The sequence below is a fragment of the Paenibacillus sp. LRG-1 genome (genome assembly GCF_057220305.1).
Map to the genome: position 1 here is coordinate 762,753 of NZ_CM170126.1, position 22,507 is coordinate 785,259.

Annotated in this window: 21 protein-coding genes and 1 pseudogene; 13 read left to right on the forward strand and 9 right to left on the reverse strand. The window is 44.7% G+C overall.

The features are described from left to right. Positions 1-31: 31 nt before the first annotated feature. Complete coding sequence (locus ACUUJN_RS03400; RefSeq protein WP_484669266.1) at positions 32-3,331, reverse strand: DUF5695 domain-containing protein; 3,300 nt, start codon at positions 3,329-3,331, stop codon at positions 32-34. A gap of 151 nt (positions 3,332-3,482) precedes the next feature. On the opposite strand from ACUUJN_RS03400, the pseudogene ACUUJN_RS03405 reads away from it, so the two are divergent. Beyond that, positions 3,483-4,120: pseudogene (locus tag ACUUJN_RS03405) on the forward strand (pentapeptide repeat-containing protein). A 9-nt stretch (positions 4,121-4,129) separates the two neighbouring features. Here the strand turns inward: ACUUJN_RS03405 and pdxR are convergent. After that, on the reverse strand, positions 4,130-5,644 hold the full coding sequence (pdxR, locus tag ACUUJN_RS03410; protein WP_484669267.1) for a MocR-like pyridoxine biosynthesis transcription factor PdxR: 1,515 nt from the start codon (positions 5,642-5,644) through the stop codon (positions 4,130-4,132). 115 nt (positions 5,645-5,759) lie between these two features. Between pdxR and ACUUJN_RS03415 the strand changes: the two genes are divergently transcribed. The 7 genes from ACUUJN_RS03415 (at position 5,760) to ACUUJN_RS03445 (ending at position 11,392) form a co-directional block, all read left to right on the forward strand. Next, on the forward strand, positions 5,760-6,371 hold the full coding sequence (locus tag ACUUJN_RS03415) for a pyridoxamine 5'-phosphate oxidase family protein (protein ID WP_484669268.1): 612 nt from the start codon (positions 5,760-5,762) through the stop codon (positions 6,369-6,371). Positions 6,372-6,625: 254 nt separating this feature from the next. Continuing rightward, positions 6,626-7,210: a TetR/AcrR family transcriptional regulator gene (locus ACUUJN_RS03420; protein ID WP_023986940.1), complete on the forward strand. Its 585-nt coding sequence runs from the start codon at positions 6,626-6,628 to the stop codon at positions 7,208-7,210. 113 nt (positions 7,211-7,323) lie between these two features. Beyond that, positions 7,324-7,425, forward strand: coding sequence for a hypothetical protein (locus ACUUJN_RS03425; protein WP_023986941.1), 102 nt, complete (start codon positions 7,324-7,326; stop codon positions 7,423-7,425). Positions 7,426-7,767: 342 nt separating this feature from the next. After that, positions 7,768-8,223, forward strand: a complete 456-nt coding sequence (locus ACUUJN_RS03430; RefSeq protein ID WP_023986943.1) for a MerR family transcriptional regulator — start codon at positions 7,768-7,770, stop codon at positions 8,221-8,223. Positions 8,224-8,263: 40 nt separating this feature from the next. Beyond that, the gene (locus ACUUJN_RS03435) at positions 8,264-9,475 is read left to right on the forward strand and encodes an MFS transporter (RefSeq protein ID WP_023986944.1); all 1,212 of its coding nucleotides are present in this window, start codon (positions 8,264-8,266) and stop codon (positions 9,473-9,475) included. A gap of 27 nt (positions 9,476-9,502) precedes the next feature. Next, positions 9,503-9,931 (forward strand): universal stress protein, encoded by a 429-nt coding sequence (locus tag ACUUJN_RS03440; protein WP_023986945.1) that lies wholly within the window; start codon positions 9,503-9,505, stop codon positions 9,929-9,931. 42 nt (positions 9,932-9,973) lie between these two features. Beyond that, entirely contained in the window at positions 9,974-11,392 is a 1,419-nt protein-coding gene (locus tag ACUUJN_RS03445; protein WP_053324612.1) for an aldehyde dehydrogenase family protein, read from the forward strand. A 112-nt stretch (positions 11,393-11,504) separates the two neighbouring features. On the opposite strand, the gene ACUUJN_RS03450 is transcribed toward ACUUJN_RS03445, so the two are convergent. The 3 genes from ACUUJN_RS03450 to ACUUJN_RS03460 form a co-directional block, all read right to left on the reverse strand. Further along, entirely contained in the window at positions 11,505-12,299 is a 795-nt protein-coding gene (locus tag ACUUJN_RS03450) for an SDR family oxidoreductase (protein ID WP_076265259.1), read from the reverse strand. Between the two features lie 162 nt (positions 12,300-12,461). Beyond that, the gene (locus tag ACUUJN_RS03455; RefSeq protein WP_023986948.1) at positions 12,462-12,812 is read right to left on the reverse strand and encodes a nuclear transport factor 2 family protein; all 351 of its coding nucleotides are present in this window, start codon (positions 12,810-12,812) and stop codon (positions 12,462-12,464) included. Positions 12,813-12,900: 88 nt separating this feature from the next. Continuing rightward, a complete protein-coding gene (locus ACUUJN_RS03460) occupies positions 12,901-13,812 on the reverse strand; it encodes a helix-turn-helix transcriptional regulator (RefSeq protein ID WP_023986949.1) in 912 nt (303 codons plus the stop codon). 422 nt (positions 13,813-14,234) lie between these two features. Here ACUUJN_RS03460 and ACUUJN_RS03465 point away from each other — a divergent pair, with 422 nt between their 5' ends. Then, positions 14,235-14,801: an NAD(P)H-dependent oxidoreductase gene (locus ACUUJN_RS03465; RefSeq protein ID WP_484669269.1), complete on the forward strand. Its 567-nt coding sequence runs from the start codon at positions 14,235-14,237 to the stop codon at positions 14,799-14,801. Between the two features lie 178 nt (positions 14,802-14,979). Here ACUUJN_RS03465 and ACUUJN_RS03470 read toward each other — a convergent pair whose 3' ends face one another. From ACUUJN_RS03470 to ACUUJN_RS03480, 3 genes are all read right to left on the reverse strand, one after another. Continuing rightward, positions 14,980-15,348: a hypothetical protein gene (locus tag ACUUJN_RS03470; RefSeq protein ID WP_484669270.1), complete on the reverse strand. Its 369-nt coding sequence runs from the start codon at positions 15,346-15,348 to the stop codon at positions 14,980-14,982. 321 nt (positions 15,349-15,669) lie between these two features. Beyond that, complete coding sequence (locus tag ACUUJN_RS03475; RefSeq protein WP_053324615.1) at positions 15,670-16,176, reverse strand: hypothetical protein; 507 nt, start codon at positions 16,174-16,176, stop codon at positions 15,670-15,672. A 418-nt stretch (positions 16,177-16,594) separates the two neighbouring features. Next, positions 16,595-17,059, reverse strand: a complete 465-nt coding sequence (locus tag ACUUJN_RS03480; RefSeq protein WP_023986953.1) for an AbrB/MazE/SpoVT family DNA-binding domain-containing protein — start codon at positions 17,057-17,059, stop codon at positions 16,595-16,597. A gap of 248 nt (positions 17,060-17,307) precedes the next feature. On the opposite strand from ACUUJN_RS03480, the gene ACUUJN_RS03485 reads away from it, so the two are divergent. Together ACUUJN_RS03485 and ACUUJN_RS03490 are read left to right on the forward strand one after the other, a co-directional pair. Beyond that, positions 17,308-18,222, forward strand: a complete 915-nt coding sequence (locus ACUUJN_RS03485) for a transcriptional regulator (protein WP_484669271.1) — start codon at positions 17,308-17,310, stop codon at positions 18,220-18,222. A gap of 115 nt (positions 18,223-18,337) precedes the next feature. Next, positions 18,338-18,709: a MerR family transcriptional regulator gene (locus ACUUJN_RS03490; RefSeq protein ID WP_013308707.1), complete on the forward strand. Its 372-nt coding sequence runs from the start codon at positions 18,338-18,340 to the stop codon at positions 18,707-18,709. A 76-nt stretch (positions 18,710-18,785) separates the two neighbouring features. Here the strand turns inward: ACUUJN_RS03490 and ACUUJN_RS03495 are convergent, their stop codons facing one another. Continuing rightward, complete coding sequence (locus ACUUJN_RS03495; RefSeq protein WP_053324616.1) at positions 18,786-20,786, reverse strand: oxidoreductase; 2,001 nt, start codon at positions 20,784-20,786, stop codon at positions 18,786-18,788. Between the two features lie 207 nt (positions 20,787-20,993). Between ACUUJN_RS03495 and ACUUJN_RS03500 the strand changes: the two genes are divergently transcribed. After that, positions 20,994-21,587 carry a TetR/AcrR family transcriptional regulator gene (locus ACUUJN_RS03500; protein WP_069080927.1) on the forward strand — a complete coding sequence of 198 codons (594 nt, stop codon included), beginning with the start codon at positions 20,994-20,996 and terminating at the stop codon, positions 21,585-21,587. A gap of 133 nt (positions 21,588-21,720) precedes the next feature. Further along, the gene (locus tag ACUUJN_RS03505; RefSeq protein ID WP_053324617.1) at positions 21,721-22,485 is read left to right on the forward strand and encodes a MerR family transcriptional regulator; all 765 of its coding nucleotides are present in this window, start codon (positions 21,721-21,723) and stop codon (positions 22,483-22,485) included. Positions 22,486-22,507 lie beyond the last annotated feature (22 nt).

Sequence of the window (22,507 nt, forward strand, 5' to 3'; positions counted from 1 at the left end):
TTAACGGCATGAATGAATGCGTAAATGTATTCTAATCTGCTCCTTCGGCATATGAACGGGCTCCCTCATCATGGGCTGTAATGGTGCTGCTTGCCGAGGCCAAGCCCCGGATTTCCTGAGCGGTCAGGGCTCTGTTGTAAATGATCAGTTCATCCACTGCACCGTTCAGATAGGGATCATCAAACTGGGATTTCCCAATATAGTTCCGGTCTGTCAGTCCAAGGCTGGAAGGCTTCAGCGTCATGTTGGTGTTACGCGTCGCCTCTACACCGTCCACATACATCATTCCAGTATTGCCTGACAAAGTCACGGCGACATGCTTCCAAACCCCAGTTGCCAGCTCTGGCGCATTCAACTGTTGTTCCTCTCCGTTCCCCGAGACGGTGATAGCAAAGCGCATGCCAGTTCCCTCGGCCTTGGGTGTCAAAAACATATACCGATCCGTGCCTGCTCCAAAATCAAACAGGCGTGCCCAGCCGTTATGCGTGTTCACCCGTACCCACGCGGCAATCGTAAAGTCATTTATGCTGCTAACGATACCACCGGGCAGGCTAGCATAGGCGTCTGTACCGTTAAAGTGCAGGGCATTACCTTTTCGTCCGGCGCCCCACGCGCCTCCACTTACACTGGCCTGCTGTCCATAACCTGACGAATCGGCTGCGGTAGATCCGGCCGTTTCGTCAAATTCATAACGGGCTACAATGTCTCCGGCGGGAGACGGGTTGTCTGTACTCGACTGGATACGGATATCATAGTTGGCTGCCGTACCAATATTCAGTCTGACCGTGGTCGCAGAGCTGTTAGCAGCCGTGACGGACCCGGTTTTTGTGCCATCTACAAGCACGTCATACGTACCTGCCGCGAGTCCGGTCAAGCTCATAACGGTGGTATGAGTCGTGCCTGGAGTCATATTTTTCAGTGTCAGACGGATGTTGTTCTTGGACTTGGACACGATGGCCAAGCTATATTGATCCCGATTCAGCTCCAAACTCAGCTTTTGGGTGATCAGATGCAGACGTTGGAATACACCGTCCTTTGGAGTAATCGCGTAGCTGTTACTGCTTTCTGTAACGTCACAGCCATAGCCGAACAAGCCGAATATTGGATCTACAGCAACATCCGAGCTTAGGATTTTAATGGCTCCAAACAGTCCCAGATCGGCTTCCCCGGACATGCCGCGCCATCCGTTAAAGAGAGGGCCGCCGTCCAGACCAAGTGCGCCATAATTGCCTTTGCCCGCCTGATATGTCCACGATACTGCCCCAATGTTGGCAGGATCAGAGCTGATCTGTCCCGAGTTAATCGCTCCGATGTTCGCCAGCTTGGCGGCATAGGATAGACGCTGATCCACTTCGGGCTTGGACGAATGCCGACGTGTCCAGTCATCCATCACATAGCCGGCAAGTGAGGTGGTGTACTGGAAGTTCCACCAATTCTCTCCGGTGATGGTGACCGGATCGGCGTAATAGTACCAGACAGGCATATGACCGCGTGCAGCACGCGTTTTGGCGTTGATTTTGCTCATCATCGTCGTGTTGTTGTTCATTTTGGCGAGTGTATATACGGCTTCTTCGCCTGTATTGTCATAGTTATACTCAGAGCCATAAGGATAGGTGGTGTTTTTGAAATTGTTGTACTTGGTAGCCATTTTGCCAATCAGGTCGTTAGCCTCGGTGGTCAAGCCTTCTTCCTGAAGCGCTTTAATCATATCAGGTGTAGTTAGCTCACCCATGAGTCCCGTGTTCCAGTTATAAGCAACAGGGCCTTCATACAACGCTTTAAAAATACGATAAGCACGTAGCAAATATGTGTTTTTGCTATTGCGATAGCTGATCAGGTTGGGATACAGCTTGGCAATTTTATACATGCTAAAAAACGTATTATAAATGTGCGGATAGGCATAGCCACGGTACGTTGGTGTCGTGTTAGGCTGCGGCATCAGGAAATCAGGGACCAGATAATCGGTATGATGGCCTTCCATCAAATTCGTCCAGATGGCTACTTCCAAATAATCATCGACTGCCTTGATCTCAGATGCCACGGGCTTCTGAACGTTTTTCTCCGCCAGAAACTGGCCGTGAGTTAGTCCCCAATCATCACCCCAGCCCCAGTAACCAGCAAAGCTGTTGCGTCTAGCCTTGTACTGCATCATCCAGTCATCAAAGACCTTGTCCCTCAGGTCGCCCGGCACGTTCCATTGGGTGCTGTTGACCATGAAGGTAGAGTGACGCTGAAGTGCAGCTTCGACTGGCTCGATGGCATAGAACTGGAGAACGGTTTTTTCGCCGTTACCATAGTTTACAGTAATATTGTTATGTCCCAGTCGTCCCAGTGTAAGTTCATATATTTTATGGTTTGTAGGGGCTGTTTCCAGATAGCTGATGGTCGTTTCAGACGGATATTGCGCTGTGACAGAGGTAATGGATTTGCTGGTATGCAGATCGAATTTGGCCTTGAGATTGGTCGGGAAAATCATGCCCGGAACCACGGTCACATCCACATGTCCCTCACTGTACAGCCTGTCCTTTACGGCCTGCTCGTCCGCTACCTTGTAAAATTTAAAGGCATACGTTTTGCTTTCACCAGGAGCCAGCGACAGACTGGTGCTTCCAAGATAGCCACGGTTGGTGCTCTTGATGACATTGGAATGGATATAGAACACATTCAGTCCTTCGGACCAGCCACCTTGCTCCATAGCCCATGTGCTGCCGGGATGCTCCTCAGTTCTCCAATGGTCCTGATATTCGAGACCAGCACCCGTTGAGGCATCAGGGATCAGCAGTACATACGGTTCGATGCCGCTAGGTCGTCCAGCGGTAATAAAGGAGCTGTTATGGCCTACAAAGGAGTGTGAGAGTACTCTGGTTTCATAAATTTGTTCATTATTGCCGCCGGACCAGTACTCGTTAAACGGAAGCGGCAGTCCCCAATCTCCGATTTCCAACGTTTGATTAGAGGTGTTCGTTACTTTCATTTGCCAGTGCAAATAATCGTTAACCAACGAATAAGTTTCATGTAAAATGAAATTACGTATTCCCTGATTGTTTGATGAATTCTGATAGGCTACCTGGACACTGTTTCCAGAAGAGGTGATCTGGCGCGCATCAGCAGAATTACTTGTCCATGCCCGAGTCCACGCTCCGTTGCCGAGACGATAGGTGAACATCAGTTCACCTAGCCACTGATGATCCGACGTATTCTGTTTAGGTGCGTTAGAGCTGTTCATGACATAGTTGGTATTAAAAGTGTCCCCTACCAGCCGCAAGGAAGAGAGATCCCCGTAATCTCCGACAGAAATAGAGAACACTTGATTAGACAGCTGTACTGCCATGCTATCAACCTCCTAACAAAGGTTCGTGAGCGTGCTCACAACGTTAATATATGTGTGAGAAATACTTTTGCTACCCTATGTATGAGAATTGATAGAAAATAGATTCATATAGATGTCCTAGAGGGCTCTCAATCGTGGAGGTAGAGTTATTATGAAAATTAAAATGGAGTTGCCAAAAATTCCTGTGGACTTGCCCGTACTAAACGAAGAAATGTATTCCTTACGGTCCAAGGCGAATATAGTATGGGGTCTGTAGAAGATATGATTTTGGATAATGTGGAAGCGGTTAAGGTTTCATTAGAGAAGATGACTTTTAAAAATGTAACGATCATGGAATCGTCATTACCGGAAAGTGAATGGACAGACGTCATTTTTGATAAATGCGATCTGTCTAATGTTCATTTTTCCGGTTCCTTTATCCATCGGGTAGAGTTCAAAAACTGCAAATTGCTTGGAACAGACTTTTCCAGAAGCAGACTCCAAAACGTTCGTTTTTCGGATTGCTTAGCGGATTATTCGATGTTCCGTTTTGCTAATTTTAAGCAAGTTGGTTTTGAGGATTGTTCTTTAATAAGTGCCGATCTGTATCATTTAACACTACAAAAAACCTTTTTTAACCGTTGCAATCTGGATCAAGCGATGCTATCGGGGTCCAAGCTCAACGGGATTGATCTGAGCGATTGTGAATTTGATGGGTTACAGGTGGATATAGAAGATTTGAATGGCTGCATCATCTCACCGCATCAAGCTTCATCATTTGTAGGGCTGTTGGGGCTAGTGATTAAATAAGGGAACTCCTCATTGATTTTTAATATGGTCCCAAGCCTGGCGCAGACGGTTAAACCCTTCAACAATTTGTTGCTCCGTTAAATGGGCAAAGATAAAGCAGGCTGATGGAGGTCCCGGTGTCAGTTGGTAATCGGCGGCATCACGCCATGTGACTCCGTAAAACTGTGTTGTCTGCATCAAATGATAATACTGGGCAGGCTCATGCTTCCAGATGGCATAGGCATGTAGTCCACAATCGTTCTGATGCCAGTGAAACAGTTCACTTAACTGCTGTATTTCACGTTGGAACACGTCGTAGCGTGATCTGTATATTCGAGTCATCCGTCGCACATGGCGAACGTAGTCGCCGCGCATCATAAAACGTGCCAGTGCGCGCTGTTCCAAGCGGGCAGGCGGCAGGGGATCGTATAGTCGTTTGGCAGCTGTCAGCGCTTGGGCTAATTCAACGGGCAAGATTGCAAACCCGAGTCGAAGGCTGCTGAACATGCTTTTGGAAAAGGAGCCGACATAGATGACACATTCTGTACGATCCAGTGCTTTTAATGGTTCAATGGGTCGTCCTGCCCAACGGAATTCACTGTCATAATCGTCCTCAATGATCCACGCTCCCTTGGATGCTGCCCATTGCAAAATATGTTGACGGCGTGTTAATGGCAACACTGCACCGGTTGGAAACTGTCGTCCAGGTGTAACAAATAGAAGTTTGGAATCCCAATCCTGTGGGACAATTCCATGTTGATCCATCTCAGTAGCATGTATCTGTCCGCCTGAGGCAGTAACTGCACGGTAGATGCCGGAATAACAGGGGTTTTCTAATACAATTCGATCTTGTTCATGAATAAGCAACTGACTTAATAACGTGATCACTTCCATGGAACCACTGCATAATACGACTTGATCCGGCGTGGCCGTAATTCCGCGTGTTCTGCCAACATGATGGCAAATCGCTTCACGCAGCCATTCATCACCGCTCACTGGTGCAGTCGTCGCGTCAGCCGAGGGCTTTTGCAGATCCTTTCCAGCGGCAGTCATTGCGCTTTTCCATGCGATCTGTGAACTGCCCTCCAATACAACTTCTCCTGCCTGAAAAGAAATCAAAGGCTGTTGCGCACTGTCTCTATTTGTAGCAGAAGCAGGAGACGGCTGTAAGTTTCGTTCCCTTTCGATCTGCATGATTCGTTGTCCCCAAGCTGATAGAGCAGGGGCTTTTTGTTTTACAACAGGTGAATTTTGGTTCTGCTGTTTGATTAAAGATTTGTCGGGCAGCACCGCTGTCTGTTCCATAACAAAGGTTCCTCTGCCTACTGCCGAATCTATATATCCTTCTGCCAACAACATATCATATGCCTCTTTAACGCTCCCTCGTGAAATTCCATACATCACAGCCAGATCACGAGTGGAAGGCAGACGCGTACCACTGGCAAGGGAACCATTGAGGATTCCCTCACGAAGAGCATGATACAATGCCAAATATTTTAAATGATATTTTTGAAGCGCACGCTGATAGGCAATCGTGATATCCATACTCTTCTCCTTCGATTGGGCCACTCATTTTCGTTCATATTGGATCTTTTTATGAATCCATTTTCAACATAATCTGAAATGTATCATTGGTCAATAGATGGAAGGAGAGTTCCCTGTGAGAAGAAAAGAATTTACGGTGGCAGAACTAGAGGAAATAGAGCAGTTTCTAAGCGAGGTCAGTTTCGGATTTTTAGGCATGAACAGCGAGGATGGTTTTCCGCGTGTGGTTCCCTTGAATTTCGCTTATGGAAATGGCGTTTTTTATATTCATGGCAGCCGTGCTGGAGAAAAGATGGAACGGATGAAAGAAGATAATCGAGTTACTTTTTCAGCCGTCAAAGAATATGCGCTCATTCCGTCTTATTTTACGGATGAACATATGGCATGTCCGGCGACTTCATTTTTTAAAAGTATTACCGTGCGTGGTCATGCGGAGCATGTAGTGGATTTGGAAGAAAAAGCATCGGCCTTTTCCATTTTTATGAGTAAGCTGCAACCGGAAGGCGGGTATGACACGATTGATGCCAGCGATTCTCGGTATGCTTCACGTTTAAAAGGGGTCGCTCTGATCAAAATTGTACCGGAGGAATGGACTGCCAAGTTTAAATTCGGTCAAAATGTTAAAGATCAGGAACGTCAGCAAATTATCGACGGCTTGCAACAACGGGGGTTGGATGATGATCTGACAACGATTGAGATGATGCGCAAATATTGTCCTCATCACTGATATATATCGAAAGTCAGGGTTGTGCAAAATCCTCAAGTATAAATATTTGAATTCCGCATAATAATTCCTGCTCGCTCACCGTCAGATTGGTTAATTATACCTTGTAGGGAGATGCCCTTGATTTTCCAAAACGTTCAGTCCTTCTGTATTAGGACTTTTGAAGGACAGGTATATATCATCCTCAAGCCCGTTGTTCTTACTGCAAAGGAACTTTATAATACGATAGATTTGTGGAGTAAGGGGGCAAGACCGTGATGAGAGCAGGAGTCAGAAGTCGGGAGAGTCGACGGTTGTTACTGGAAGCGGGGGCTGAAGAGTTTGCTCAGACGGGGTTTTATCAGACAAAGGTAAGTTCGATCGCGGCACGTGCAGGATTGACGCAGCCGGATTTTTATATTCATTTTGAAAGCAAGGAACAGTTATACGAGGAGCTTGTAGAGAGCTTCGGTACTTTGGTGAATGATACGGTACAAAGCATGAAGATAGGCCCAGACCTAAGCGAGGCTGAAATTTTGAGACGGGGACAAGTGTTTCTGGAAGCTATTTTTCGCGTGTTGTCTAATAATCCGGCGATCACTCGTGTCGGATTTTACCAGGCGACAGATTCGGTGCGTATTAAGGCGGAAATGGCTGAGCATATCAAAAAGCATCTGCTGGCGGCGCAACGATGGGGCTCCTGCCGTGAGGAACTGGACCCTGAACTGACAGCAGAATGCGTGATCGGCTTGATTGAACGGCTGACGTTAACTAAATTGCTGCCTGGACGTGAAAGTCCGTCTGTGCTTGCCAAGCAGGCACGAAACCTCCTGTATCACGGCATGCTCGGGTCCGAAGAATAACAGGACAGTACAACCCCAACCTAGATTTGGGCGGCAGGCGCGGCATTTGTCCCTATCATGGATGATGGCATAAGCATAAGATGCTCTTGTAAACCATGAAGGGAGGAATCACCATGTCTGGAGTAGGCGCTGGTTATGGAGCTTTTACATCTACAGGAGCGATTCTGGTACTTTTCATTCTGCTCGTTATTATTTCCAAAGCATTTATCATCTAATTCGTAGCTCAAGGATTTAAAATTCGGGAGATTTGCTGGAATCAGTAGGGAGGAGGAATACGAAATGGGTGAAGTAGATAGAGGTTGTGGCGGTTGTAACATGTTCACCTCCACTGGTGTTATTCTGGTTCTCTTCATTTTACTGGTTATCATCACTCGTACTTGTTTCATCTAAAGCTATATTCATGGGCTTGAGCACCGATGCTCGGGTCTATGACCGTACTAGTCAAAATAGGAACCGTCTCCAATTAGAGGCGGTTTTTTTTATATTGAAGTTTACGTTGACGTTAACGTTATAGAGGCGTAGTATTTATATATAATCTTTTTCATAAGGTGGGTGTCATGGTTACGTATAAAATTGATGAGGTCGCCAAACAAAGCGGATTAACCAAGCGAACCATTCGTTATTATGAGGAAATCGGCTTATTGCCCTCTCCGCAGCGCAGTGAAGGAAATATGCGCCTGTATACGCAGGAGGATGTGGACTTACTAAAAAAAATAGTGAGTGCCAAGGAAGTACTTGGATTCTCCTTGCAAGAGCTTCAGCGTTACATGTCCGCAGCGGAAATGCTTAAGGGTCAGCGGGAGGAATATCGCGAGCGAACGGAGCATTTGCAACCGAACGAGCGACGGGCCATGTTGGAGGATATGGAAAGTACATTGAACGAGCAGTTGGAATTAATGGAGGGAAAAATCAACAGCATCCGTATGCTCCAGACTGAGTTGGAGGAGTTACGGGTTAGGGTGCGTGAACGCAAGGTTCTTCTGGATGATGAACTTGATCACGACCCGTCATAACAAGAACATTTACATTCAGATGTGGAGGTAACATCATAATATGAGTTCACAACATGCATTACCTGAAGAGTTAAAAGAACGCTCAGGCTTGCTGTCTCAACCTAAAGCGGTATGGGCAGTCGCCTTTGCTTGTGTTATTTCATTTATGGGTCTGGGATTGGTCGATCCGATTCTTCCGGCCATTGCTGATCAGCTTCATGCTACGAAAAGCCAAGTGTCATTGCTGTTCACCAGCTATAATCTGGTAACAGGCGTTGCGATGCTGATTACAGGCGTTGTATCTAGTCGATTGGGTGTCAAATGGACACTACTAACCGGGATTTTATTTATTATTGTGTTTGCTGGACTGGGCGGCACAGCCAGTACAGTTGGCGGAATTGTGGGCTACCGGGCAGGCTGGGGTTTGGGGAACGCTTTGTTTATCGCAACAGCGTTGTCTGCGATTGTAGGTCTGTCCACTTCTGGAACAGCTAAAGCAATTATTTTGTATGAAGCGGCATTGGGCCTCGGGATTTCAGTGGGTCCGTTGCTGGGCGGTGAGTTAGGTTCCATTTCCTGGCGCGGTCCGTTTTTCGGTGTAGCCGGACTGATGGTAGTGGGATTTTTGTTCATTACGTTTATGCTGCCTTCCATTCCAAAGCCCAAAAAACGCGGTTCCATTGCCGATCCGTTCAAAGCGCTCAGTTATCCGGCTTTGCTCACGCTCGGTATTGTAGCGTTGTTATATAACTTTGGATTTTTTACGTTGATGGCGTATTCTCCATATGTAATGAATCTGGACGAGCATGGTTTGGGTTATGTGTTTTTTGGCTGGGGAATTATGCTGGCCTTTACCTCGGTGTTTGTAGCACCGAAGATTCAAGCACGCTTGAGCGTGGTATCTTCCATTAGTATCATGCTGACGCTGTTTGCCATTGATTTAGGTGTTATGGCGATCGGGACGGTAGCTGGTTCACCAACGACTGTCATTGTCGCCGTCATTGTGGCTGGTATTTTTCTGGGGATTAACAATACATTGATTACAACTGCTGTTATGCAGGCTGCTCCAGTGGAGCGCTCGACAGCATCTGCGGCCTACAGCTTCATGCGGTTTTTGGGCGGGGCAATTTCGCCGTGGCTTGCAGGGAAGCTGTCAGAGTGGTACTCAGCAGAAACCCCATTTTATTTTGGAGCATTGATGGTACTGATTGGCGTAGCTGTGCTGATCGTACGTCGTCGACATATGCAGGATATTCAGGTGGATGCACACTAAGATCGAACTTCTGAGGAGGAAAAGAGTATGAGCGAATACAAACATATTCTGGTCGCGATTGATGGTTCGGAACATGCTATGAATGCGTTGCAGACAGCCAAAACGTTGTCTAAGCAGCTTCAGGGGAATCCACATCTGACTGTATTACATGTAAACCCGGCTTTATCCATGAATGAGCCCCCGGTTGGGGTTGATGTGGATGAGCGAATCGAAGAGGAAGGTCGTCATATCTTGGAACCAGCATCCGACTATTTGAAGGACGAGGGTATTTCTTACCGTATGCTGGCGGGTCACGGTGATCCGGCGAGTGTCATTTGCGAAAGTGCAAAGCAGGAAAAGACGGATTTGATCATTATGGGAACGCGGGGCAAAGGACTTGTTTCTGAAATGATACTGGGTAGCGTGAGCCATCAGGTGATTCAGCATGCACCTTGTCCGGTGTTGACGGTAAAATAGATGGTAAAAGGAACGTTGATATCAAGAGAAGGAGGAAAAAGCATGCAGCAGCATTTATTTATCGGTGGAGAATGGAAAGCAGCTTCATCGTACACGACGTTGAAATCACCGTATTCCGGGGAAATCATTGCTGAGGTGGCAGAGGCCACAGCAGAGGATGCCAAGGCTGCTATTCAGGCGGCCTCTGATGCACGCTCGGAGATGCGGACCATGCCAGCGCACCAGCGGTCAGCCATTTTGGAGAAGCTGGCTGACCTGCTGGAAGAGCGGCGTGAGGATGCAGCGCGCATCATTGCACGTGAAGCATCCAAACCATGGAAGGCTGCGCTGGCGGAGGTTGACCGGACGGTGCAAACCTACAAGTTCGCAGCTGAAGAAGCCAAACGGATTCACGGGGAAACCATTCCGCTGGATGCCGCACCGGGCGGCGAGGGTCGTATGGCCTACACGCTCAAAGAACCTGTAGGGGTAGTAGGAGCTATCACACCATTTAACTTCCCGATGAATCTGGTTGCTCATAAAGTGGGTCCCGCGCTGGCAGCAGGCAATACGGTCGTATTGAAGCCTGCGGAGCAGACGCCGTTGTCGGCTTACTTGATTGCGGAGCTGCTGGAGCAGGCTGGATTGCCTGCGGGCGCTCTTAACGTGATCAGCGGCGATGGTAAAACCATTGGCGACGTACTTGTCACTGATCCACGCGTCAGCTATATCACTTTTACCGGTAGCCCGGCGGTCGGTACAGAAATTCGCTCCAAGGCTGGCTTGAAGCGGGTCACGCTGGAGCTGGGTTCCAACGCGGCCGTTATTATCGACCGTGATACGGATGTAGACGCGGTCATCGACCGTTGTGTGAGTGGAGCCTTTGCCAATCAGGGGCAGGTATGTATCTCAGTTCAACGTATTTACGTTGTCGATGAACTGTATGATACCTTTGTATCCCGATTTATAGAAGCAACTCAACGTTTAAAAATTGGAGATCCGCTAGAGCCGGACACGGATGTATCCGCGCTTATTTCAGCCAAGGATGTCGAACGTGTCCGTGAATGGCTGGAAGAAGCGGTTCAAGCAGGCGCAAGGATCGCTCTGGGGGGCCAAGCCAAGGGAGGTATTCTGGAGCCGACGGTTTTGCTTAATGTGGACCCTACTTCCAAGGTGTCCTGTCGTGAAGTGTTTGCCCCGCTTGTGCTGATTCATTCTGTTAGCTCTATAGATGAAGCCGTAAACCATGTAAATGATTCGATCTATGGCCTGCAGGCGGGAATTTACACTCGTAATATCACGACCGCGTTGGATGCAGCGGACAAGCTTGAGGTTGGCGGCGTGATGATCAATGACATTCCAAGCTTCCGTGTTGATCATATGCCGTATGGTGGTGTGAAGCAAAGTGGTACCGGACGCGAAGGCATAAAGTATGCCATGGAAGAAATGCTGGAAACAAAGCTGATCGTTATTAAACGGTAGTGGTTATTTAAAAGCCTATCTGATGAACATAGATAATACGTTTTGCGTATGTCTGCTCATTAGATAGGCTTTTTTGGCACCTTCTGCGTGATTGTCAGATGAAAATAAAGTTTTAGACCGTTGGAACTGTTCCACCGTCAATATTATATTCACTTCCTGTAATTGAAGCGGCCCGGTCGGATACCAGAAAAGCAACAAGCTCAGCGACTTCTTCTGGTAGTCCTGGACGACCAATTGGAATTCCTCCCAACGAGTCCATCAGTTGCTTTAATGCACTTTCTCGGTCACCTGTCGTCTCAGCAATCCGATCAATCAAACTTTGTGCTGCCTTCGTTTCGATAAAGCCTGGCGCAACTGTATTAATACGAATGCCTTGAGGTGAAAACTGCTTGGATAACCCTTTGCTGTAAGTAGTTAAAGCTGCTTTGGCCGCAGCATAAGCCAATGTTGCATCATATAGCGGCAAGCGACGTTGAATGGATGAAATATGAATAATAACACCGGAACCCTTTTCCACCATAGCCGGCAGCAGTCCACGGTCTAAACGGACGGCAGCAAACAGATTGGCGTTAAAAGTTTGCTGCCAATGCTCGTCTGTCAAGATAAGAGCTCCCCCAGATGGGGCTGACGAGCCTCCAACATTGTTGACAAGAATATCTACACCGCCTAGGCGCTCAAGAACACTGTTTACTACTTTATCTACACCTTCAGGCGTACTAATATCGGCTGGAATAAACAGGTCTGGATTTTCTAAATTAACTGGAGTCGTTCGAGCCGTAGTTATTACGGTAGCACCTGCAGCCGTAAGTCTCTTAGCAATAGCCTCTCCCATTCCTTTGGTACCGCCTGTGACCAAGGCCCTTTTGCCTTTAAACTCACTTAATATGCTTTCTAATTGAAAACTCATGCGAATAATTCCTCCTAAATTTTACAATGTGGTTGAGGAATACCTCTAGGTATCTCCACTCCGAGAATAGAGTTGGAGTTCAGTTTGATCGGCACTCTGTTCACGTATAAAAACAACATAAGCAGGCATATTCGTTTTCCCTTTCTTATTTTTTAAATTCCTTTATGGAAGTGTAATAATCAGTTCTTTAATTTTATTGTTGTTTACTAGAAATTGATGTTTAAGGAGGAGTGGGTCGGGAAGATTCGATTTATCAAAGTCTCCGTCTACTTTCGCAATTACGACGATGGTATTATTACTGTCATCCATATCCACGATCTCGAAGGTGACATTCGGCTCCAATATTTCTGCTTCACACCATGATTTTATGGCTTCCATACCTTTGATTTCGCGATGATTATCCAAGATCAACGCATCTTTATCGAAAGCGGAAGTAAATACTTCAAGCTGGGATTTGTTCGCTGATGTAAAGTAAGTTTCTACTGCCGGTGGCATGGTTTTATGTGGATTCATTAATCCTTCAACCTCCTATGGTGAGTATGTTGTGAGCGATAACTTCAAACTCATCATAGCAGTAATAATATGACTACATGGTGTCATATTATAGAGGATCATTTAAATTTCTTTTCATCGTTTCTAAATGAGACAATATTCTTGTACGTACTTGTTCGGGGCTAACCTCTATAAGGAGGGGACCAAAGGACAGCAGATAACTGTCCAGCCAATTGCCTACAGGAAATTGTGCCGTGACGGTATAAGAGCCGTCTTCCTTCTGAGTAATTGTTTTCTCGGCAAATTCATCGTATACGCGGTAAGCTCCTTGAGCAGAAATGTGAAGAGTTACTTCAATGGTATGAAGCAAGTCGTTCATCTTTGTATCTGTAGATGCTACGACCGTTCTTGGCTCATAACTAATTTCGGTAACTGCAATCTCTTTCATTCGGCTAATCTTAAATACACGATGACTTTCGGTATTTAAACAGTAACCTTCCACATACCAGGATTTATCTTTAAACAAGAGCTTGGCAGGTTCGACGCTACGATAACTCTGTTCCCCGGCGACGTTATAATAGCGGAACTTTATAACACGGTTTGTGATTATTGCGTTGCGTATAAGAGTGAATAGCTGTCTCTGGCTGTTTTGGCTTCCCCATGGCGAAAAATCTACTTCGATCCAGTTTCCCATGTCTTTTTTAAAAAGCCTACTCAACTTGTTTAGCACTTCTTCTACCTGTGGGATGGTAGCTGTAGCCACACTCTGAAGGGCCATTAAGATATCATCTTGTTCCTGCTCGGACAGTAAAGAGGTGTTAAAGACATAACCCTCCATCAATGATATTCCGCCACCCTTGCCTCTACTGCTGTAGATGGGAATCCCAGCTGCGCTTAAGGCATCTATGTCCCGATAAATCGTTCGTGTGGAAACCTCAAAATGCTCTGCCAATTCATCAGCAGTCACTTTTTTCTTATGGAGTAACATATAAACGATTTCAAAATGTCTGCTTAACGGCATACGCTTCACCTCTCTCAGTAGCATACAACTTATAATATGACATTATAAAGTCATATTAAGTGATTGCTTGACATCACACCATGATGGACATCAATCTGTTTAAAACCAACTGGGGGACTTTATTTACTTTGAACAGCGATAATAACACTGTTTTGGGATCAGACCTTTTTACAATCTTTTATATAAAGTTGAACAAAAAGCACTTGTAAAGTAAAAAGGAATATACTATACTGAGGCCAATCATTAGTAATTGATCAATCACTAACTAAGCAACGGAGGTGATATTTATGAGAGGATACCGCTCAAGTTTACTCAAACGTATCTTTATCGGAACTATGGATTGAGCATATTCAGTTGATTGAAGGAGTACGAAGTTAAGTAATTGATCAATCACTTATTTTAAAGTAAATGGAGGAGAGAACATGAAGCATCTTATTATTTACGCACATCCATCCGAGGGAAGCTTTAATCATGCAATTTTGACCACAGCAGTCGAGGGGCTAAAGCAAAAAGGACATGATGTGGTTGTTCGTGATCTATATGCAATCATCTTTCAACCTGTGATTAGCAGCAGCGAGGTCATTGAAGGAATCGGAGAAGATGTTGTACGGGAACAGGAATTTTTGCAATGGGCAGAGGTAATCACCTTTATTTATCCTATTTGGTGGACGGGGATGCCAGCCATTATGAAGGGGTATATAGACCGCGTATTCTCTTACGGATTTGCTTATAAATATGTAAATGGAGTGCAGATGGGACTGCTCAAAGGAAAGAAAGCCATTATCCTCAATACGCAAGGAAAATCACATGCGGAATATGCTAGTAATGGCATGGATCAGGCACTTCGCTTGACGTCCGACAAAGGTATATTTGAATACTGTGGGCTTGACGTCATGTATCATCTGTTCTTCGAGTCGGTACCCCAATCCGATGAGGATACACGTAAAGTGTGGCTTCGCCAGATTGCAGACATGGCCAGCAAAGCCTAATGGAAATATGTTTAGGAGCAGAGGATTAAGAATTAGGGGAATCGAAGTAGCCAGTGGCTAATCCAAAAGGCATCGCGTGCATTTGCAGGCGACGCCTTTTTGTTTGGTCCAATATTGAATGTGTTCCAATCGACACTCGCTCATGGCAAGCGGCAATTGCTACAATAAGGGTTGGATATTAGTTTTTCCGATTTTTCCGATTAGCGCTACGAGATCCACCGGAAGGCCACTGTGATCCACCACCTTGACCATGTTGAGGCCACCACTGTGATCCACCACCCTGACCGCCACCTTGACCATGTTGAGGCCACCACTGCGACCCACCGCCCTGACCATGTTGAGGCCACCACTGTGATCCACCACCTTGATGACCTCCCTGACCACTGCTTTGTCCTGGAATAGAAGGCATACTTGGATAAGGGCCTTGTGCCTGACTGATTTGAGTTACATCAATATATGATTGTGTACCATTAGGATATAGCACTAACATTGATTTGTTAGCGGGATCTACGCTTTTTACAAAAGCAACGATCTGTTGACCATTCACAGTAAATATTCCCCATAAATTAACGAAATTGCTCACTTCAGTAGTGGTCGCGAAATGTGGTTGTAACGGCCCCATCGAACGATGAGAAGAATGTTTAGACAAGGTGTGTATCTCTCCTTTAGATTGAATTTTGTGACATCATATGTGCAAACGTACTTGTTGGAATGGGCAATGTTGCTACAAGATATTTTTTTGGAAAAATTCATTGTCCCAAAAAAGTGTGCTTTTAGCGACTACTAAAAACATACCTTTACGAATGAAAAGCATTTGGTTTATAGCATCATGGATGAAATCGAGATAAATGCATCTTAGAGAATTTAGTTAATCAATTGAAACAATTTTCCATGCACCATCTTTATCTTTTTCTAAATAGAAGGTATATCGTATATCGGGTGAATATCCTTCTTCATTATTCAGCCGTTCCCCTACAATGGGTATCAATATCCGACTATTTTCTTTCATAGCTTCAGCAATACCAGTAAACTTCACCGGATGATCGAAGAGGTAATCGTGACCTGTTCCAACGTCTGGACCGAGCGCAGCATGGAATTGATCCAAATCTTTTGACACGAAGGCAGCTATTGCTGCTTTGAGTTTTGCTATCATGGCATCCTCAATTAGAGGGTCTTTAACATCATTCCATTTGATCTCGTCCAAGTTTTGCAGGGCGGCTGGTTGATCTGTTTCTTCTTTTACTACCGTTTCTGAGGTTGTTGGTATTGTTCCATTGGTAGATGTATCCGTTGTTTCCTGCTTTCCACAACCAGCAAACACACTTACACTTACGGAAAATATAAGAATAGAAATAATTTGAGCAGGTCTGTTCATATTAGATTCACCCATCCTTATTTACAACCATATGTAAAAACAGTTTTACTTTTTTTGTGATAAATCATAGTTGTAAAATTTTTTTACATTATTGGGGTTAAAGTGGATTAATTGAAAAATAACATTAGAAGTGTGTGGTGGTTTACTATAGAAAAATGAATAAATAAATGAAATGACCTTCTCTAATTAAAGAAGGTCATTTTTTAATTCAGGAACCATTATTAAATGTAGCACAGCCTTCTGCTTATAGGCGTTCTCGCTTGTAAGTCATTCACTAGTTCTTTATACCTAGTGTGGAATTTTCGTATGGACGTTCATGCGTTTTGTCGGTTAGCTATGATGCTGCGTATCACGGTTCAAAAGTAGCTGCACATGATGAAATCTCTGGTGTATATCTATGTAGGGTATCAAGCTGTAGTTAGAGCATTTTTTTGAGCTGGGATATACGGGCTTGGGAAACCTCAAGTATTTTGGCATATTCGTGCTGTGCTGCATTGGGGTGTTTTTGCATTAATTCTTTTAGACTTTCGATCATCTGTTGTGTCGATCGCCGCAGACGTTTGGACTCTTTATTAGATCGTTGTGAGTTGGATAAAGCTGACTTGGCTGGTCTTAGGATAGGGCTAAAATGTATTCCCTTTTTTAAACTTTCAATACATTCCCCGCAAATAAAGCTGTCTCTAAAATAAGTTAATTGTTCTGTTGAACCACACATTTTACACGTCACCCCAGTATATTTTCGAAAGGCGAGAATACCAGTTTCCTCATCTGCAAAAATCTCAACAGGATCACCCACATTATAATCCATGGAAATTCGCATTTCTTTGGGGATAACGATACGACCTAACGCATCTAGGGGACGTGTCATACCTGTACTTTTCAAATGATAACCTCCTTTTTTATATCCTTATAATACTAAATAGTTATGATAAAAAAGAATAGGCTTAGAGAAGCAATCGCATATATTTAGTAAACTGTTGAAAAGTATACAAGTAATTTCCAAAATATGTTTTATTATTGGAGAAAACGTGTTGAGGAGATTATAAAGAATTTCCGATATATATTCATAAAGAATATTCTAGTTGGCAATGAAATTGTTAGTAACACGGGATAAGGAGCTGTGAATTACATATGAGAATATTTCAGTTTTGGAAGAAGAATAAGAAAGCTGTAGTGGCAATCGATTTGGATACTGCTATTCCAGCAGCGATTATAAAGGTTGGCGGATTAATAGATCAACCAGAGGAATTTACCGCCGAGGCGAAGAAGTCTGCTGCTATGCTGGGGGAAGAGGCACTGGCTCTATTTCCACGTTATTTTTTTGGGACGGAGTTGCAGAAACCAGAGAGCTTGGCGGGAAAGTACGAAGGTTTGGGCGACTGGCTTCATATTCAACAGGATGCGATTTTTGAGATCATCTACTATTACAAGGAACAATCGATTCCCATGCTGTATGAGGTGGCGTTTGGTGTGTACGATTGGACCCAATATAAGGCGGTACGGGTACTAACTCGATTAGCACGTGAAGGTCTTCAGACCGACCAGATTGTGGACGATATTATCAGCCATGTCGACGATTTTCGTTATGAGGCACAGATGCCCACGTTCTATTTTCTGTCCGGACTGACGGGCAATAAGAAGGTTGCTTCGCTGCTGCAAAGGCATTTCCTTGAGAATCTGGAATACGATCCGATCGATGCCTTTGATATTTTCGAGAATTTGTACCGTTGTTCGCCGGATATTGCCATGAGACATGCCGATTTTCTCAAAGCAATTGCCCGCGGTGAAGGCCTAGAAGGCCGTTCCCCATTGCTGGATGGAGCTATAGGGACTACCGATGAGAATGGCAAGCAAGAGTACCACTGGCCCGACGATGAACCTGTCGAGGAGCATCACCAATTACGAGCTGCCATATTTTATTATCGACTGCACCCTCTGGATGAGGAGGTTAATCGGCTGTTAGATCATTGGGAAGTGAACCATCCTGAGGAGAATGTTAGGAGTTGTATTGGGAAATTGAGAGAAGAAGGACAGGGAGAGGGCTAGCTTTTCTGCTAGACGAATATCGGAATCTTAATTTTGCACTCTTTACTATGAAAACTTATACTTATCGTTAAAGCTGACTTGAAGAGAAAATAAAAGAACGAGGAGGGGAATAACCATGTACTCCATTAAAGAAGTTCAAATCAAGAGCGGATTGCCCGCATCCACCCTTCGTTATTATGAAAAAGAAGGCATATTACCTGATGTCGGTCGGGATGAAGGTGGAAGAAGGGTATATACCGAAAAACAAATCGATTGGATTAGGTTCCTTATGGCTATGAAAGATACAGGGATGACTATTGAAGAAATTAAGGCATACCTTGAGCTAAATGTAAAAGGAGAAGCTACAATCCAAGAGAGAAGAGATTTTCTTGTAGCCCACAAAAAGAAAGTGGAAGCACATGTGGCACAAACGCAGCACAATTTGGAGAAAATTATTCAAAAGATAGCTTTTTATGATCATGTGGTTATGGGGAAAAGCCTCTCTTAACTAAGCAATTGCTGCAAAGGTAAAAAAGCCAAAGCCGCCTGCTTACATAGTAAACGGCTTTGGAGGTAGCGGGGTACTATATATTTCTAGTAACCTCATAGGCGTCCCAGACAGCATACATAATATTTTGTACTTGCTTGGCATCGCCGATTAAGTAGGACTCGGAAACCTCATTTTGGATGTCTTCATAAAGCGATTGCTGAGGAGTATATCCTACAGCCAGAATCGCTGAATCTGCGTTTAGAATCGTTTCTTCACCATCTTTATTTTGAAGAACGAATTCTTGATCGTTGGCATCGACAATTTTGGCGTTGGTCAGGAGATGGATATCCTTGTATGCAACAAGGTCACGCAGCATATCTTCATTTGCATGGCACAGGGGGCCGCCGACGGTTAAAATATCTTCTTGCATTTCCACCAGCGTTACTTTTTTACCTTGATCAGCAAGCCAAAGTGCAGTTTCGCATCCCACAAGCCCACCTCCGACAATTACGGTGGAAGCACCGGGATCTTTTTTCCCAAGCAAAACTTCTTCTGCGGAATACACCTTAGTAGATGTACCAATGGAGAAGGTTTTGGGAGAGGAGCCGGTAGCAAAAATAACAACATCTGCTGCATATTCATTTACGGTAGTCCGATTAACCTCGGTATTCAATTGGACGTCAACTTTTAAATCCTTTAGCTCCCCTTCATACCAGGTCGCAAGTAAATGATCGTCTTCTTTGAAGTCTGGAATTCCACCCGGGATCAGATTACCTCCCAATCGGTTATTTTTATCGAATAAGGTAACGTGGTGTCCGCGAATAGCAGCTACACGGGCAGCTTCACATCCTGCGGGTCCTCCACCGATCACCAAGACTTTTTTGGACTGATCTGCTTTTCCGAGTGCATAGTCTTTTTCTCTGCCGCAAGCCGGATTAACGGCACATGAAATCGTTGCAAAAGATGCCAATCGACCCATGCAGCCCTCCTGGCAGGAGAGGCAAGGACGAATCTTTTCTATTTTCCCGGCCTTGATTTTGTTGGGGATGTCAGCATCAGCCAACAATGGCCGACCCAGTGCAATCATATCGGTTTTTCCTTCACGTATAGCCTTGCTGGCCAAGTCTGGATTATCCAATCTGCCAGCAGTAATGACAGGTACCTTTAGAATGGTTTTTAAAATTTTGTTATAAGGAAGATAGAGTCCTTTTTCCTGATACATTGGTGGATGTGCCCAATACCATGAATCGTACGAACCAACATCACCATTAAAAGCATCATATCCAGCTTCCTCTAATATTTTGGCCGCTTCAATTCCTTCTTCAATATCCCGTCCCTGTTCCTGAAACTCTTCGCCTGGCAATCCACCCTGACGCCAATCTTTAATAAAGCTTTTGATGCTGTACCGAAGAGATACCGGGAAATCCTGTCCACATTCGGCTTTGATGGCTTGGACGATCTCTATGGCAAATCTTAAGCGGTTTCTCAGATTTCCGCCGTATTGGTCTTTTCGATGGTTAAAGAAAGAAATCGCAAATTGATCCAGTAAATAGCCTTCATGAACCGCATGGATTTCAATACCGTCAAAGCCTGCCTTTTTGGCAATAGCCGCAGATTCCGCAAATTTTCTAACGTAGGTGTGAATTTCATCGATAGTTAGCTCACGACAGATTACATCGGGAAGCCAGCGATGAGGGATAGGAGAGGGAGCGACAGCCGTTTTACCTACAATTGAAGGGATGCTTACCCGTCCAAAGCCTGCGGATAATTGTAGAAATATTTTTGTGCCGTATGCATGAATCCGCTCCGTCATCATTTTACCCGTTTTAACAAAATTTAAGGGGTTTAGAGTAGGGCAGGGCATTGATGGCAGGGCACATTTCTCAATTTCATTCTCAACCATCGTTACACCTGTAATGAGCAGTCCTGTCCCGCCTTTTGCCCGTTCAACATAATATTCGACGCCGCGCTCATTAAAGGTGCCATCGGCATCACAAAGCCCACCAGGGCCCATGGGAGCCATGACAAACCGATTTTTAATTTCTAGTTTTCCAATTTTCATAGGCTCAAATAAAATTCGATGCTCTTCTTTCATAACAATGCCTCCTAATTATGAATCGACCATTTCAATGAATACATTCAGTGAATGAATTCATTGAATGGATTCAGTATAGGACGGTAGCGGACATTATTATGTGATTGTTTTCACAATTAAACAAAATAGCATTTCTTATTATAATTAAGTAACATGGACAAGGCATCGAGGATAGGAATGTTTAGAATAGAAAGGAAGAGTAGGTAAATGCCAAACCAACAATTGAGTGGACGAAAGCTGCAAAGCCTGCAGACTAAAAAAAATATATATAACAGTACATTAGAGCTAATGCATGAAAAGAGTCTGGAAAAAATTAAAATTGAGGATATCTGCCGGAGGGCCGGAGTGTCTGTGGGCTCATTTTATAATCATTTCAAGACTAAAAGTGATATTTTGGTGGAGATGTATGCGCAGGCGGATGGCTACTTTGAATTGAAATTTAAGAATGAACCACCTTCAGAAAGTATTGTGCAGGATATTATTCAATATTTTGAAGTTTATGCGGAATATAATCAGAATATTGGTTTAGAGACGGTGAAACAGTTATATACAACTAATAACAAGCTTTTCATTACTAAGGGTCGTGATATGCAAAATATACTTCAACAGATTATAGAGAGAGGACAAGCTGCAGGAGAGTTGGATCAAAGCATGACATCCGAAGAGATGACAGACTACTTATTTATTGCAGCTCGTGGGGTCATGTACAACTGGTGTCTTCATGATGGCGACTCGAATTTAATTGTAAATATGCGTGAATATATGAGTCGTCTGATCACGATCTTTAAACAAAAGAATTGATTGTATCCTTGTCACAGGGACGGTTCATCACACGCTTAACGGGTAAAAGTGTAGTACCAAGGTGGGCAAGTGGGGGTGTTGACTCTCACGCCACGTGAGACACTAGACTGTCAAGCAAGGGAGGTGAAGCGGAATGGCCTATACGGTAAAGGAAGTATCTAATCTGTCGGGAATCAGCGTACGAACTTTGCATTATTATGATGAAATCGGATTGCTGAAACCGCATCATATTGGAAATAATGGATATCGCTATTACGAACAGGAACAACTTTTGAGGCTTCAGCAAATCATGGTGTACAGGGAACTGGATTTGCCTTTATCTGAAATTGGAAAGGTGCTGGAGCAAACCAAGGAACAAAAAGCCGAGGTTTTACAGGAGCATCGAGCCAAGGTCGAGGCCAAAGTCTTCCGCTTGCATACTCTCCTACAGACCATCGACGAAACGGTGGCTCATTTGAAAGGGGAACAAGCAATGAAACCAGAGCACATGTACCAAGGGTTTAACCCGGAAAAGCAGGAAATGTACGAACGTGATTTGACAGACCGTTATGGTCAAGAGGCTCAGGAAACAATTCAGGAAAGCAAGACGGCGACAAAGAACTGGAGCAAAGAGGATTATTTGGATTCACAGGCAGAGGCTGATCAGATTCATCGGCAGCTGGCTGAAGCCATGAATAAAGGATTGAAGCATAATAGTGAAGAAGTACAGGCGCTGATCCGCCGTCATCTTCAATGGGTAAGCCGATTCTATACTCCTACAGCAGAAATTTATAGCGGGCTGGGAGACTTGTATGTGGAGCATGAGGATTTCAGTAAAATGTATGAAGGCTATCGCCCCGGACTAGCTGAGTATTTGCGAGACGGGATGAAAGTTCTAGCCGAACGGGAATTAAATTAACAAAGCGGGGAAGAAGGGCTGT

What these genes read in the sequence shown, in the direction of transcription:
- ACUUJN_RS03505 (WP_053324617.1), top strand. Translation starts at nt 21,721, where the DNA reads ATGGCCTATACGGTAAAGGAAGTATCTAATCTGTCGGGAATCAGCGTA.
- ACUUJN_RS03450 (WP_076265259.1), bottom strand. Translation starts at nt 12,299, where the DNA reads ATGAGTTTTCAATTAGAAAGCATATTAAGTGAGTTTAAAGGCAAAAGG.
- ACUUJN_RS03430 (WP_023986943.1), top strand. Translation starts at nt 7,768, where the DNA reads ATGGTTACGTATAAAATTGATGAGGTCGCCAAACAAAGCGGATTAACC.
- ACUUJN_RS03465 (WP_484669269.1), top strand. Translation starts at nt 14,235, where the DNA reads ATGAAGCATCTTATTATTTACGCACATCCATCCGAGGGAAGCTTTAAT.
- ACUUJN_RS03475 (WP_053324615.1), bottom strand. Translation starts at nt 16,176, where the DNA reads ATGAACAGACCTGCTCAAATTATTTCTATTCTTATATTTTCCGTAAGT.
- pdxR (WP_484669267.1), bottom strand. Translation starts at nt 5,644, where the DNA reads ATGGATATCACGATTGCCTATCAGCGTGCGCTTCAAAAATATCATTTA.
- ACUUJN_RS03400 (WP_484669266.1), bottom strand. Translation starts at nt 3,331, where the DNA reads ATGGCAGTACAGCTGTCTAATCAAGTGTTCTCTATTTCTGTCGGAGAT.
- ACUUJN_RS03495 (WP_053324616.1), bottom strand. Translation starts at nt 20,786, where the DNA reads ATGAAAGAAGAGCATCGAATTTTATTTGAGCCTATGAAAATTGGAAAA.
- ACUUJN_RS03440 (WP_023986945.1), top strand. Translation starts at nt 9,503, where the DNA reads ATGAGCGAATACAAACATATTCTGGTCGCGATTGATGGTTCGGAACAT.
- ACUUJN_RS03455 (WP_023986948.1), bottom strand. Translation starts at nt 12,812, where the DNA reads ATGAATCCACATAAAACCATGCCACCGGCAGTAGAAACTTACTTTACA.
- ACUUJN_RS03460 (WP_023986949.1), bottom strand. Translation starts at nt 13,812, where the DNA reads ATGCCGTTAAGCAGACATTTTGAAATCGTTTATATGTTACTCCATAAG.
- ACUUJN_RS03435 (WP_023986944.1), top strand. Translation starts at nt 8,264, where the DNA reads ATGAGTTCACAACATGCATTACCTGAAGAGTTAAAAGAACGCTCAGGC.
- ACUUJN_RS03490 (WP_013308707.1), top strand. Translation starts at nt 18,338, where the DNA reads ATGTACTCCATTAAAGAAGTTCAAATCAAGAGCGGATTGCCCGCATCC.
- ACUUJN_RS03425 (WP_023986941.1), top strand. Translation starts at nt 7,324, where the DNA reads ATGTCTGGAGTAGGCGCTGGTTATGGAGCTTTTACATCTACAGGAGCG.
- ACUUJN_RS03445 (WP_053324612.1), top strand. Translation starts at nt 9,974, where the DNA reads ATGCAGCAGCATTTATTTATCGGTGGAGAATGGAAAGCAGCTTCATCG.
- ACUUJN_RS03500 (WP_069080927.1), top strand. Translation starts at nt 20,994, where the DNA reads ATGCCAAACCAACAATTGAGTGGACGAAAGCTGCAAAGCCTGCAGACT.
- ACUUJN_RS03485 (WP_484669271.1), top strand. Translation starts at nt 17,308, where the DNA reads ATGAGAATATTTCAGTTTTGGAAGAAGAATAAGAAAGCTGTAGTGGCA.
- ACUUJN_RS03420 (WP_023986940.1), top strand. Translation starts at nt 6,626, where the DNA reads ATGAGAGCAGGAGTCAGAAGTCGGGAGAGTCGACGGTTGTTACTGGAA.